General features: G+C 73.6%; 11 protein-coding genes. 8 read left to right on the top strand and 3 right to left on the bottom strand.

Going from position 1 to position 13,085, the window contains the following annotated elements:
* Positions 1–87: 87 nt before the first annotated feature.
* The 3 genes from Q8A52_RS20640 to Q8A52_RS20630 all read left to right on the top strand — a co-directional run bounded on the left by Q8A52_RS20640 (position 88) and on the right by Q8A52_RS20630 (position 2,877).
* Complete coding sequence (locus Q8A52_RS20640) at positions 88–606, top strand: hypothetical protein (protein WP_316754139.1); 519 nt, start codon at positions 88–90, stop codon at positions 604–606.
* 118 nt (positions 607–724) lie between these two features.
* A complete protein-coding gene (locus Q8A52_RS20635; protein WP_316754138.1) occupies positions 725–2,272 on the top strand; it encodes an MFS transporter in 1,548 nt (515 codons plus the stop codon).
* Positions 2,269–2,877 carry an acyl-CoA-like ligand-binding transcription factor gene (locus Q8A52_RS20630; RefSeq protein WP_316754137.1) on the top strand — a complete coding sequence of 203 codons (609 nt, stop codon included), beginning with the start codon at positions 2,269–2,271 and terminating at the stop codon, positions 2,875–2,877. The genes Q8A52_RS20635 and Q8A52_RS20630 overlap by 4 nt, the downstream gene beginning before the upstream one ends.
* A gap of 33 nt (positions 2,878–2,910) precedes the next feature.
* On the opposite strand, the gene Q8A52_RS20625 is transcribed toward Q8A52_RS20630, so the two are convergent.
* Positions 2,911–3,780: a spermidine synthase gene (locus Q8A52_RS20625; protein ID WP_316754136.1), complete on the bottom strand. Its 870-nt coding sequence runs from the start codon at positions 3,778–3,780 to the stop codon at positions 2,911–2,913.
* Positions 3,781–3,824: 44 nt separating this feature from the next.
* Entirely contained in the window at positions 3,825–4,229 is a 405-nt protein-coding gene (locus Q8A52_RS20620; protein ID WP_316754135.1) for a hypothetical protein, read from the bottom strand.
* Between the two features lie 266 nt (positions 4,230–4,495).
* Between Q8A52_RS20620 and Q8A52_RS20615 the strand changes: the two genes are divergently transcribed.
* The gene (locus Q8A52_RS20615; RefSeq protein ID WP_316754134.1) at positions 4,496–5,935 is read left to right on the top strand and encodes a hypothetical protein; all 1,440 of its coding nucleotides are present in this window, start codon (positions 4,496–4,498) and stop codon (positions 5,933–5,935) included.
* Between the two features lie 1,183 nt (positions 5,936–7,118).
* On the opposite strand, the gene Q8A52_RS20610 is transcribed toward Q8A52_RS20615, so the two are convergent.
* Positions 7,119–7,715, bottom strand: a complete 597-nt coding sequence (locus Q8A52_RS20610; protein ID WP_316754133.1) for a histidine phosphatase family protein — start codon at positions 7,713–7,715, stop codon at positions 7,119–7,121.
* Positions 7,716–7,906: 191 nt separating this feature from the next.
* Between Q8A52_RS20610 and Q8A52_RS20605 the strand changes: the two genes are divergently transcribed.
* The 4 genes from Q8A52_RS20605 to Q8A52_RS20590 are packed head-to-tail and all read left to right on the top strand — an operon-like array spanning position 7,907 to position 12,912.
* The gene (locus tag Q8A52_RS20605; RefSeq protein WP_316754132.1) at positions 7,907–8,860 is read left to right on the top strand and encodes a phosphatase PAP2 family protein; all 954 of its coding nucleotides are present in this window, start codon (positions 7,907–7,909) and stop codon (positions 8,858–8,860) included.
* Entirely contained in the window at positions 8,757–9,998 is a 1,242-nt protein-coding gene (locus Q8A52_RS20600) for a hypothetical protein (RefSeq protein ID WP_408649225.1), read from the top strand. The genes Q8A52_RS20605 and Q8A52_RS20600 overlap by 104 nt, the downstream gene beginning before the upstream one ends.
* Entirely contained in the window at positions 9,989–11,578 is a 1,590-nt protein-coding gene (locus tag Q8A52_RS20595; RefSeq protein ID WP_316754131.1) for a hypothetical protein, read from the top strand. Before Q8A52_RS20600 ends, Q8A52_RS20595 begins: the two co-directional genes overlap by 10 nt.
* A complete protein-coding gene (locus Q8A52_RS20590) occupies positions 11,575–12,912 on the top strand; it encodes an AAA domain-containing protein (RefSeq protein WP_316754130.1) in 1,338 nt (445 codons plus the stop codon). Before Q8A52_RS20595 ends, Q8A52_RS20590 begins: the two co-directional genes overlap by 4 nt.
* Positions 12,913–13,085: the final 173 nt, after the last annotated feature.

Genomic DNA, 13,085 nt, shown 5'->3' with positions numbered 1-13,085 from the left:
CGGCCCTGTGGACAACCGCCTGTGGATAACTCGGGTCAACTCCGGGCGGATGCGCGCCATGGGGCGCCTGAGGCAGTATGGCTCGCGATGCGCAGAGGACTCGTACACGTACTGGCTTGGTCGCTCGCCACGGGCGCGGCGGTCACGCTGTCGTGGTGGGGCGTCCACACGGTGATGGCGGGCACGGCGTACGACCCGCCGCGCGCCCTGCCCATCACGGCGGCGGACGCGACGACGCAGGGCTCGAAGGCGGTGGCGTCCGCGACGTCCCGGCCGCCGGCCACTTCCACGTCGCCGTCGGACAAACCGTCCGCGGCCGGCTCTCCGGCGCCCTCGCGGAAGCCTGCGACGAACGCCACCGTCTCCCCCAACCCCACCGCCTCCGGACAAATCAAGAGCTATGACACGGCCGGCGGGCGGGCGGTCTTCGACCTGGGAAGGGCCAGCGCGACGCTCGTCTCGGCGACGCCTGGCACCGGCTGGTCGATGCAGGTGTGGAAGACGGAGACATGGATCCGGGTGGAGTACAGCAAGGGCGCGGACCGGGTGTCGGTGTTCTGCACCTGGCACGACGGACCACCCCATGTGGAGGTGGGCACCTACTGACGGCGCCGCCACTGGCACCGCCGCCCGAGACCGGAAAGCGAAAGACAACTAGATATTGACAGTCGACTCCCATTTGAGAGTAGCCTTTCATCAGGTTGCTTCCTCTTGGGAGGTTCAGATGTCTCTGCACGACCTGTCCAAGTCCCCCCGCCGCTGGCTCGCCCTCGCCGCGCTCACCCTGAGCGTGCTGATCGTCGGCCTCGACGGCACCGTCATCAACGTCGCGCTGCCCACCATCGCGGGCGAACTCCACGCCGACAGCGCGCAGTTGCAGTGGATCGGCGGCGGCTATCTGCTCGCCCTGTCGGTGGCGATGCTTCCGGTCGGCCTGCTCGGCGACCGCTACGGCCACAAGAAGCTGCTGCTCTGCGGTATCGCGCTCTTCGGAGTGGCCTCGCTGGCCGGTTCCCTGGCGACCGCGCCGTCGGCGGTCATCGCCGCCCGGGCCGTCCTCGGTCTCGGCGCCGCCGCGATCATGCCGCTGTCCATGGCCATCCTGCCCCGCGTCTTCGCCAAGGAAGAACTGCCCAAGGCCATCGCCGTATGGACCGCGGCCACCGCGCTCGGCATGCCCGTCGGACCCGTCGTCGGCGGGTGGTTGCTCGACCACTTCTGGTGGGGCTCGGTGTTCCTGTTCAACGCGCCCGTCGCCGCCCTCGCCGTCACCGCCGGAGTGTGGCTGCTGCCCAAGGACGCCGACCGAGCGAAGGCCACGTCGCTCGACGCCCTCGGCACCGTCCTGGGCGGCCTCGGCATCACCGCGCTCGTCCACGGCACCATCCTGATCCCCGCGGACGGCTGGGCCCGCCCGTCCGTGCTCGTCTCGCTGGCCGCGGCGGCCGTCCTGCTCACCTGCTTCGTGCTGCGCGAGCGCCGTCGCCCGCACCCCGTCGTCGACCTGAAGCTGTTCACCGACCGCCGCTTCCTGTGGGGCACGCTGATCGCCGTCTTCGTCAACTTCGCTGTGATGGGCATCCTGTTCGTGGTCCCGCAGTACCTGCAGGCCGTCCTCGGCCACGACGCCTTCGGCACCGGGCTGCGCGTCCTGCCCCTGATCGGCGGTCTGATGGCGGCGGCCGCGGCGAGCGAGCCCCTGGTCCCGTGGGTCGGCGCCCGGACGGTCGTCCCGGTCGGCCTGCTGGTGCTCGGCACGGGCGCGCTGCTCGGCGCGACCACCGGCGTCTCGGACGGCTACGGCTTCACCGCGCTGTGGCTCGCCCTGACCGGCCTCGGCTTCGGACTCGCGGTCGTGCCCGCCACCAGCCTGGTCATGTCCGCGCTGCCCGAGAACAACACCGGCTCGGGCACCAGCCTCCTGGAAACCGTCCAGCAGCTCGGCGCAGTCCTGGGCGTCGCGGGTCTGGGCAGCCTGCTCGGCTACGGCTACCTGGCCCGCCTGCACACCGGCCGGCTGCCTTCGCAGGCGGCGGACGCGGCCCGCGACTCGGTGTCCGGCGCCGACGGGGTGGCCGCCCGGCTGCACGACACCTCACTGGCGCTCTCCGCGCACGAGGCCTTCGTCCACGGCATGAACCTGGTCCTGACCGCGTGCGGGACGATCGCCCTGCTCGGGGCCGTCCTGGCCGCCGCCTTCCTGCCCGGCCGCGGCCCCTGCTCCCGTACGGTGGCCCGGCCGACCGCGCAGCCCGCAGAATCGGTCGTATGACGACGCACGAGACCTCCGCCGCACCCCCCGGCCTGCGCGAGCGCAAGAAGCAGAAGACCCGCGAGCGCATCCGCCGGGAGGCCTACCGCCTCTTCGCCGAGCACGGCTACGAGGCCACCACGGTCGACCAGATCGCGGACGCGGCGGAGGTCTCCCCCAGCACGTTCTTCCGGTACTTCCCCACCAAGGAGGACGTGGTCCTCCAGGACGAGTACGACCCCGCCCTCGCCACCGCCCTGCGCGCCCGCCCGGCCGACGAGCCCATCGTCGACGCGGTGCTCAACTCCCTGAAGGGACCCGTGGGCGAGATGATCGAACGTGACCGGGACGACCTCCTGCTGCGCACCCGGATCTCCTTCACCGACCCGGCCATCCGCGCCCGCAACGTCGCCGAGCAGGAGCGCAGCGAACGCGCCATCGCCGAGATCATCGCCGAACGCTCCGGCCGCGACGCCTCGGACCTGGAGGTCAAGTGCGCGGCCGCCGCGATCATCGCGGTCTTCACCACCCTGGTACGGCACTGGGTGGAGGGCGACGGCACGGAGGACCTGGCGGCGCTGTACGAGCGGTATCTGCCGCTGCTGTCGCGCGGATTGGCGTTCTGAGAGCGCCGCGGGGCCGACCGGGCACCTGAAGGGTCAGCGGAACACCGAGGGCGGCGGAGCCGGGGAGGCCACTGCCGCCTTGTCCGTCACGGGTACGGCGCCGCCGGTGAAGTCGGTGAGCTGTCGGCCGTGTTCGACCCGGCCGGGATGCGGGTCCGAGGCGGCGCGGCGGGTCAGTTCGGCGAGCGGCAGCGGGTGGTCGGAGGCGACGAGGACCGCGTTGCCGAACCGCTTGCCGCGCAGCACGGCCGGGTCGGCGACCAGGGCGAGCTCGGCGAACCGGGCGGCAGCGGTGGCGATCTGGCCGCGCAGATGGGCGAGCGGCGGACCGTCGGCGAGGTTGGCGGCGTACACGCCGGTGGGGCTCAGGGCGCGGCGGACCTCGTCGAGGAACTCGGTGGAGGTGAGGTGGGCGGGTGTGCGGGCCGCGCTGAACACATCGGCTATGACCAGGTCGGCCCAGCCGTCCGGCACCTTGGCCAACCCCTCGCGGGCGTCCACCGACCGCACCCGGATCCTGGCGCCTGGGTCCAACGGGAGTTCCCGGCGGACCAGTTGGACGAGGCTCGCGTCGCGCTCGACGACCTGCTGGGTGGAGCGGGGGCGGGTGGCGGCGACGTACCGCGCGAGGGTGAAGGCGCCACCGCCGAGGTGTACGGCGTGGACGGGTCTGCCGGGCGGGGCGACCAGGTCGATGACGTGTCCGAGCCGCCGCTGGTACTCGAAGAAGAGATAGGACGGGTCGTCGAGGTCGACGTGCGACTGCGGGGCGCCGTCGATCAGCAGGGTCCAGGCCCGGCTGCGGTCGGGGTCGGGTATGAGCTGCGCGAGCCCTCCGTCGACGGTCTCCGTGACGGCCTCGACGGCGGCCGACCTGCGACGCTGATTCCTGGACTTCCCCACTCCACCATTTTCGCAGGTGGGTGAGGGGCGCGCCGCGCGGAGCCTCAGCGGCGGCTGTCCGCGGCCTCGATCAGTCGTGCCGCCTCACCGAGGGCTCTTCGCAGCACCACCGGATCCGTCGCGAGATCGGCCTCGCCGGGGGGCAGCAGCCAGTCCGAACCCTCCAGCGGCGGCTGCGGATTCAGGCTCAGTCCGCGACCGTTGGTCTCCGTGCATGTGCTTCCGGGGACGTCCCACGCGGCCGCGGTGCCCGGCGGCACGAGAAAGCCGAGTGTGTCGCACCCGTCGTCGTGCAGTACGGGCCCCACCGCCTCCCCGGTCCCCCGCCGCAGGATGTCGACCGCCTCAAGCCCCTGCCTGGCCGGCACCGTCACGAGGTCGCACGCCGGTTCCGACGGCGTACAAGGAACGTCGTGCGTACAAGGATCGTTGCTCTGGCTGGTCTCCATCCCGGCCTCCACCACGCAGCCCTCTTGCAGTCCATGCGGTCCAACGCGTCACGGCGTCAACGGCTACGGCGCAAGTCAGCCGCAAAGGATGGCAGTTCATGGCAGATCGTGGATGAGATATCCGGTTTGTAGCTAAACACTGCGTGGCGGAGCGTGCACAGCAGGTACGTTCTTGCCCGGCCGGAACCAGGGTGTCGTACGGGCGACTCAGCCCGTTTTGCACCGAATCCGGCGCGGTTCGACGGTTCGCACGAGAGGACCCGGCCATGGCGTCGTCAACCGTGACCTCGTCACAGCCCGAGCGGCCACCACGGCCGAATCTCGCCTTCCGGCAGCTGCGTGGCCGGCGGTCACCCGCCGAGTTCGCGGCTCTGGTGCGGTGGGCCGCCCGCGAGATCGGCGAGCGGGTCAGCTGTGATGCTCGTTACATCGGCCGGGTCGAGGCGGGCGAGATCCGCTGCCCGAACTATGCGTACGAACGGGTGTTCCTGCACATGTTCCCCGGCCGCACGCTCGCCGACCTCGGCTTCGCCCCCCGCTCGTCCGTCCGCGGACGCGGGGCGCGCCCGGCCGAGGACGAGCCCCCCTCGCGCATCACGAGCCCGGCGTTCGCCACGAGTGAGACGCGGGGGGCCCACGAGCCGTATGACACGCAGGACCCGTACGTCACGCACGAGAACCACGAGGAGAGCGACGTGCTACGTCGCGCATTCATGACCGGCGGGGGCGCCACGGTGGCCGCCGCGCTGGGCCCGTTCGGGCTCACCATCGACGCCGTGGCCGCCGACCGGCCCAGCCGCCGCGCCGGGTCCGGGGAGGCGACCGCCCTCGAGGAGGCCGTCCGCAGAATCCGGCTGCTCGACGACCGGCACGGCGCGGACGGCCTCTACCGGCGCGCGGCGGCTCCGCTGCGCGCCGCGTACGAGCTGCTGGACGCCGGTACGACCCGGCAGACGACCGCCGACCGGCTGCACTCGGGGGCCGGTGAACTCGCCATCTCGGTGGGCTGGCTGGCGCACGACTCCGGGCGCTTCGACGACGCCCGCTCGCACTACGCGGAGGCACTGGCCACCGCCCGGATGATCGGGGACGACGCCCTGGAGGCGCATGCCTTCTGCAACACGGCGTTCCTCGCACGGGACGCGGGCCGGCCCCGGGAGGCGGTGCGCGCGGCACAGGCCGCGCAGCGGGCTGGGCGTTCACTGGGCTCCGCGCGCCTGATGTCGCTGCTCGCGCTGCGCGAGGCGGGCGGCTGGGCGGGGCTGGCCGACCGCACCGGGTGCGAACAGGCGCTGGCCCGCGCGCAGGCCCTCTACGAGCGGGGCCACTCGGACGCCGACCCCGAGTGGATGAGCTTCTACGGAGAGGCCGAACTGGAGGGACTGGAAGCGCAGTGCTGGTCGACGCTGGGCGACTGGCCGCGCGCCGCCCGGCACGCCCGCCGTGCCGCGCACCTCCAGGACCCCCACTTCAGCCGGAACATCGCCCTGTACACCGCCGAACTCGCCGACGACCTCGCGCGCGGGGGGCGGCCCGACGAGGCGGCACTGGCCGGAATGCAGGTCCTCGACCTGCTGGACCAGGTCCAGTCCTCCCGCATCCAGACGATGCTCGCGGGCACGGCCCGGGTACTGCTGCCACACCGGCGCGCGTCGGGGGTGTCGGAATTCCTGGAGAAGCACACCTCACTGCCACGTTCGGTGTGAAGCGGGCGGGCGCCCGCCGGGGGGTATGGCGGGCGGCCCTCGAGGACGAAGGGTGGCTCTCGCGGCCAGCGGCCGGTTTTGTCGCACGTCGGTGGCTCAAGCCGTACGACTGGGCGGTTCCGTGGGACAGCAGCCAACTGGTTTGGGGTACGACGAGCGCCCCCGGCTGACGGGCGGCGGCCAGATCGCCTGGGCGGCTCTCGAGGACGGCGGGCGCTTATCGCGTCCAGCTGCCGGTTTTGGCGGACCCTGGCGGCTGAAGCCGTACGAGTGCGCGGTTCCGCGGACAGCGGACGGTTCATGCCTGTACGACGAGCGCGACCTGGCCGAACGGCGCCGGCCGGTCGCCGCTTACAAACGGGGCAGTGCTTTCGGGAGCGACCGGGCGGGCGTCCGCCACGGTCATGCCGGGCGACTTTTGAGCACGGCGGGCGGCTTTCGCGTCCGACTGCCGGTCTTGGCGCACGCCGGCGGCAGAGGCCGTACGAATGCGCGGTTCCGCGGACAGCAGGCGCTGGTTCGGGTAGGCGAGCGCGGCGGCGGCCGGTTGCCGAGTACGACGGGCAGGTCTCGCGTACGACGGCTGTCGCCGCGGTACGAATGGGCGGGGTCCGCGCATGCCCGACGACCGGCCGGGGGTTCGGCAAGCACGACCGGCCGAGCGGCTGCGGCCGAAAACTGCGTACGACCGGGCGATTGCCTCGCGCGGCAGGCGGCCCGCCTGGGCGCGGCGAGCGCGATCCGGCCGAACGACGGCGGCCAGTCGCCGCTTGCGGCGGGGCAGTGCTTCCCCGGCCGACCGGGCAGTTGCCGCGCACGGCCGACGGCCCGCCTGGGCGCGGCAAGCACGACCGGCCGAGCGGGAACGGCCGAAAACTGCGTACGACCGGGCGATTGCCTCGCGCGGCAGGCGGCCCGCCTGGGCGCGGCGAGCGCGATCCGGCCGAACGACGGCGGCCAGTCGCCGCTTGCGGCGGGGCAGTGCTTCCCCGGCCGACCGGGCAGTTGCCGCGCACGGCCGACGGCCCGCCTGGGCGCGGCAAGCGCGACCGGCCGAGCGGGAACGGCCCGCTGCCGCGTACGGCGAGGCGGTTGCGTGCGAGCGGGCGCCGCGCGCGGCAGGCGAGCGGGACCGGTCGAGTTGCGGCAGCCCGCCGCGTGCGGGGGTGCCTGCCGCGCAGGGCTACGCGGCCATGTGCCCCAAGTCGTTCCAGCTCTCGAGTGCCGGTTCTCCGTAGGCCCAGCCCAGGATCGACAGGGACGTGGGGTTGAGGCGGATGCGAGCGGCGAAGTCGAGGGGCAGGCCCAGCCATCTCGCCCCTATGGAGCGCAGGATGTGCCCGTGGGCGAAGACCAGGACGTCGCGGTCCGCGGACCGGGCCCAGGCGACCACCCCGTCCGCCCGTGCGGTCACCTCGGCGAGGGTCTCGCCCTCGGGCACACCGTCGCGCCAGATCAGCCAGCCGGGCCGGACGGCCTGGATGTCGGCGGGGGTCAGGCCCTCGTAGGCGCCGTAGTCCCACTCCATGAGCGTGTCCCAGACCTCCGCGCGCCCGCCGAACCCGGCAAGTTCGCATGTCTCACGCGCGCGTGCCAGCGGGCTGGTGCGCACCTCGACGCCGGGCAGCCCGTCGAACGGCGCCCGGTGCAGCCGCTCGCCGAGGAGCTTGGCACCCCGCCGCCCCTCGTCGAGGAGCGGCACATCGGTCCTGCCGGTGTGCTTGCCGGACATCGACCACTCGGTCTGTCCGTGCCTGGCCAGCAGGATGCGCGGTGCCATGGGTGACCTTTCCGGGCGGAAATCGGAGGCGGAACCCCTCCATCATCGCGCACCCTGTGCGGGGGCAACCCGGTGGGCGATCTCTGCGTCTTTGAGGTCTGGAGCACCCCACGAGGGGCGAACGCGCGCACCGTAAAGTGTCACGGTCGGCCCACCGGGCGCCGCGGAACAAGAAGGGGGAGGGCGATCGGATGCCGCAGACCGAGGCACCGGGCACCGAGGTGTCCCCGAGGACACGGCTGCGCTGGTGGACCGAGCTGCCGCTGATCCTCCTGGTGTACGGATGCTACTCGGCCGGCCGCCTGCTCGCCCGGGGCGACGTCTCCAGCGCCGTGGACCACGGCCTTGCGATCCTGCGCATCGAGAAGTCCCTCCACCTCAACGCCGAGCACCCGCTCAACCGGCTGTTCACCCGCGAGGCGTGGCTCGGTGTGCCGGCCGACTTCTGGTACGCGTCGCTGCACTACCTGGTCACACCCGTGATCCTGGTCTGGCTGTTCCGCAAACGCACGCAGTTCTACTCCGCCGCCCGCACCTGGCTGATGACGTCCACGTTCATCGGTCTGATCGGCTTCACGCTACTGCCCACCTGCCCGCCCCGGCTGCTCACGTCGGGCCACGGCTTCGTGGACACGATGGCCCAGTACAGCTCGTACGGCTGGTGGGGCGGCGAGGCCAGCGCCCCGCGGGGCATGGGCGGCATGACGAACCAGTACGCGGCCATGCCGAGCCTGCACGTGGGCTGGGCCCTGTGGTGCGGTGTGATGCTGTGGCGCCACGGCGGCACGCGCATCACGAAGGCCCTCGGCATCGCCTACCCGCTGCTGACCGCGATCGTGGTCATGGGCACCGCCAACCACTATTTCCTCGACGCGGTCGCGGGCGTGGCCGTGATGGGCGCCGGCCTGCTGCTCGCGCCGTACGGGATGCGCGTCGCGGACCTGGTCAGGGTCCGCCTGGCCTCGCGCACCCCGGTCGTCGCAGCACACTCCGGCGGCGCAGGTTCCCCGATTGTCAGTGGCGGATGCCAGACTTCCGCGGGTGAGCGAATTCCACGGCAGCGCGAGGAGCGGCTCGGATCCACAGCCGAGCCGGACGCCTCTTCCACGGACGCGGGGGACGGCGCTCCGGCAGCGGCTCGCTGAGCTGCGCGGACCGGACGTACCGGCCAAGGCACTGGACGCGCGCGCCCTCGCGGCGCTCGCCGCGAACCCGGGGTGCCGGCGGCGCGCGATCCTCGACGGCGCCGGAGTGGACAAGGTGGCGCTGGCGAGCGCACTGGGCGCGCCGTCCGCCTTCGGACAGTCCCAGTTCGCCCTCACCCGGGGCAACGCGTTCGAGGCGCGGGTGAAGGCCGACGGCGGCGCGGAGCTGCTGCGGCTGGCGCACACCCGGCTGGACCCGGGCGCCGAAGCCCCGCACGAGGCCGCCGTGCCGGACCTCTCCGCCATCGGCCCCGAGGGGCGCACGGCACGTACGGCGCTGGCGCTGCGCGAGGCCACCGAGGCGCGCGGCAGCTGGACGCTGCTCGACCACCCCATGCTCGCACTCGACGTCGCGGGCTCCCCCGCCTTCCTGGAGCCGGACGCTGTGGTCGTGCACCCGGACGGCAGCTGGACGGTCGTGGAGATCAAGTCCTTCCCGCTGCTGGACGGTTCGGCGGACCCGGCGAAGGTCGGCGCGGCCGCGCGGCAGGCCGCGGTGTATGTGCTGGCGCTGGAGGAGGTCGCCGCGCGCCTTGAGCCCGCCCCGCGCGTGCGCCACCGGATCCTGCTGGTCTGCCCGAAGGATTTCTCCAACCTCGCCACCGCCTCTGCCGTCGACGTGCGCAAGCAGCGTGCGGTCACCGCCCGCCAGCTGACCCGGCTCACCGGCATCCGGGACATCGCCGACGCGCTGCCCGAGGGCACCTGCTTCGCCCCGGGCCTGCCGGCCGAGGAGCTCACGGCCGCGGTCGACGCGGTCCCGGCGACGTATGCGCCCGAGTGCCTGGCCGCCTGCGAACTGGCCTTCCACTGCCGGGAACGCTCACGCGCGGCTGGCGCGGTGACCACCCTGGGCCGTCCGGTCCGCGCCGAACTGGGCGGCCTGACCACGGTCGACGAGGTCCTGTCGGCGGCCCGCGGCGAGAGCGGCGACCCGGACGACCCGGCGGTCGCGGCACTGCGCCGGGCGGCTGCCCTGCGGGCCGAGGCACTGGCGGGCGCCGGTCAGGGGGCGCTGCCCGGCGCCCGGGCCGGCCAGGACGCCCAAGCCGGCCACGAGGTGGTCCCTTGTCCCTGATCGCCACCCTCGCCCGGCTGGAGGCCATCAGCACCGGCCGCGCCCGGCCCGCCGCCACCGTCCGGCACCGGCATCTGTCCGACCGCCCCCTGGTGTTCGTGCCGCTGACCACGGCCGGTGAGGCCGGTGCCCCGCTCGGGGCCCTGGTCGGCACCGACCGGGACGCCCCGCGCCTGCTCGTCGTACCGCAGCCGCGCGACCGCGACCTGCGCTTCGCGTTCCTCGCCGAACTGGCCGACATCGTCCTGCCGTACATCGACTCCTGCGCCGGCGCCGTCGAGGCCGCCGAGCGCACCGAGACCGACCCGGAGACCGGCAAGCGGGTCAAGGTCGAGGTCGAATTGTGCGCGGACGCCCCGCAGTTGATCGTCCCGGGCCGCGCGGGCGTCGATTTCGTCCGGCTGCTGGGCCGCTCCATGCGGTTCCGGCGCACGGCCGAGCAGGAGCCCGAGGCCCCGTATCCGGCGCCGCCCCGGGTGCCGCTGCTCGGGCGGTGGCTGACCCACTTCGCAGAGCGGGCCCGGGTGCCCGGCTCCTCGCTGCTGCTGGCCGCGACCGACGTACTGGCCCGGCACTGGGCGACCGGGCAGTCCAGCCTGGAGGACCAGCACCTGGGCGCGCTGCTCGCCTGGATCGACCCGCCCGAGGGCGAGAGCGGCGCCGCGGCGGCCCTGCGTGCCGGGCATGCGCGGGACGCCGACGACCAGCTGCTCTGCCCGCCCGCGGGCCCGGCCACGGACCCGGCCTTCGACAACAAGCTGCTCGCCCCCGCCTTCGAGCGCTACGACCGCGCGCGTATCGCCCTCGCCGCCGCGGAGGACGGCCTGCAGGCCGATGACCGGCTCGGTGTGCTCACCGCCGCCGAGCAGGAGATCCGGGCCCTGGTGGAGAGCCGTACCCGGCCCACCTGGGACGCGGTGTGGCGCGGCATCGACCTGCTGCGGACGCTTCCGGAGGGCGCCCACGTCGAGGAGCGGTGGACCCGCGACCGCTGGTCGTTCACCGGTCACCGCGACCGCGTCGTCGCCGGGGAGCCCCCGCAGCCGCGCCGCGACGACGCGGTGACGGCCGCCAACAAACTCGCCACGCGCGAGCGCGAGCAGGCCCGCCTCGAGGCCCAGGAGGCGCTGGACGACCCGCTGGTGATGGCCGGGCGTCAGCTGTCCGGGGAGGCCTTCGCGGGCGAGGTGGTCGATGTGGCCATGGCGTACAGCGAGGGCAAGCGGCCCAGTCCGCGCCCGCTCGTCACGGTCCGCACGGACGACCGGCCCCATCTCGGGGAGCGGGCGAAGGTGTACCGCTCGCTGGGCGGGAAGCCGCAGGCCGCCGAGTTCGTCGGATACGAGGGCGAAGGGCTGGTGGTGCTGCGAATCGTCGACAAGATGGGCCGCGGCAAGGAGCCGGAGGAGGGGTCGGTGCCGGAGAAGGGCGACCGGCTCTGCTTCACGCTGTTCGAGCACGAGCAGCGGGGCGGCGCCAAGCTGCCCGACCCGGAGCAGACCCCGTGGACGCACGGCGGCCCGCCGGGCGAGGCCGTCGCGGAGGCCGCCGACGCCGTGACCGAGGAGGACATGCTGTGACCGCCCCGGCCTTCGACCCCGGTACGGCGGCCGCGCGCGCCACCGACGCGATCCTCCACGACACCCTGCACGGCACCGACCGGGGCGTGGTCGTGGACTCGCCACCCGGTGCCGGCAAGTCCACTCTCGTCGTCCGCGCGGCGCTCGAACTCGCCGACGCCGGGCGCCCGCTGATGGTGGTCGCGCAGACCAACGCCCAGGTCGACGACCTGGTCCTGCGGCTCGCCGAGAAGAGCCCCGAGCTGCCCGTGGGGCGCCTGCACAGCAGCGACGCCGAGCCGTACGACAAGGCGCTGGACGACCTGCCGAACGTACGGAAGTCGGCGAAGGCGGCGGACCTGGCCGGCATCCCGGTCGTCCTGTCCACCGCCGCGAAGTGGGCGCACGTCAAGGTGGACGAGCCGTGGCGGCACGCGATCGTCGACGAGGCGTACCAGATGCGCTCGGACGCGCTGCTCGCCGTGGCCGGGCTGTTCGAGCGGGCGCTGTTCGTGGGCGACCCGGGGCAGCTGGACCCGTTCGCGATCGTGGCCAGCGAGCAGTGGGCCGGGCTGTCGTACGACCCCTCGGCCTCGGCGGTGTCGACGCTGCTCGCGCACAACCCGGAGCTGCCGCAGCACCGGCTCCCCGTTTCGTGGCGGCTGCCCGCCTCGGCGGCTCCCCTGGTCTCGGACGCCTTCTACCCCTACACGCCCTTCCGCAGCGGCACTGACCACGGCGACCGGCACCTCACCTTCGCGGTCCCGTCGGACGGCTCGGGCCCGGACCGGGTGATCGACGAGGCGGCGGAGTCCGGCTGGGGCCTGCTGGAGCTGCCCGCGCGGCACACTCCGCGGACCGATCCGGAGGCGGTGCGGGCCGTGGCGAGTGTCGTACGACGGCTGCTGGACCGGGGTGGCGCGGCCACGTCGGAACGCTCGCCCGAGCCCGCTCCCCTGACCGCGGACCGGATCGCGGTCGGCACCGCGCACCGGGACCAGGCGGCGGCGGTGCGGGCGGCACTGGCGGAGCTGGGCGTGCCGGACGTCACGGTCGACACCGCGAACCGACTGCAGGGCCGGGAGTTCGACGTAACGGTGGTGCTGCACCCGCTCTCCGGCCGCCCCGACGCCACCGCCTTCCACCTGGAGACGGGCCGCTTGTGCGTTCTCGCCTCCCGCCACCGCCAGGCCTGCATCGTCGTCTGCCGGGCGGGCGTGACCGACCTCCTGGACGACTACCCGTCGACGGAACCGGTGCAGCTGGGCACGGTCGTGAAGTTCCCGGACGGGTGGGAGGCGAACCACGCCGTGCTGGCGCATCTGGCCGAGCACAAGGTGGCCTGGCGGCCCTGACCGAATCCACCCCCACACCACTCCCGCCGGCCGGAGACCGGCACACCGCCGGAGGCGGCCGACGAACACAGCCCGGACGGGTGGCAGGCGAACCACGCCGTGCTCGCACACCTGGCCGAGCACAAGGTGGCCCGGCGGCCCTGACCAGCACGGCCCGCAGACCCGGACGACAG

The organism is Streptomyces herbicida (assembly GCF_032656585.1).
In the GTDB taxonomy this organism is placed as follows: domain Bacteria; phylum Actinomycetota; class Actinomycetes; order Streptomycetales; family Streptomycetaceae; genus Streptomyces; species Streptomyces herbicida.
Note: the sequence above shows the minus strand (reverse complement) of the source record. Positions and strands in the feature narration are given on the sequence as shown.

Coding starts and splice junctions, on each gene's coding strand:
- Q8A52_RS20610 (WP_316754133.1), bottom strand. CDS start 7,715: ATGGCACCGCGCATCCTGCTGGCCAGGCACGGACAGACCGAGTGGTCG.
- Q8A52_RS20620 (WP_316754135.1), bottom strand. CDS start 4,229: ATGGAGACCAGCCAGAGCAACGATCCTTGTACGCACGACGTTCCTTGT.
- Q8A52_RS20640 (WP_316754139.1), top strand. CDS start 88: ATGCGCAGAGGACTCGTACACGTACTGGCTTGGTCGCTCGCCACGGGC.
- Q8A52_RS20635 (WP_316754138.1), top strand. CDS start 725: ATGTCTCTGCACGACCTGTCCAAGTCCCCCCGCCGCTGGCTCGCCCTC.
- Q8A52_RS20630 (WP_316754137.1), top strand. CDS start 2,269: ATGACGACGCACGAGACCTCCGCCGCACCCCCCGGCCTGCGCGAGCGC.
- Q8A52_RS20615 (WP_316754134.1), top strand. CDS start 4,496: ATGGCGTCGTCAACCGTGACCTCGTCACAGCCCGAGCGGCCACCACGG.
- Q8A52_RS20605 (WP_316754132.1), top strand. CDS start 7,907: ATGCCGCAGACCGAGGCACCGGGCACCGAGGTGTCCCCGAGGACACGG.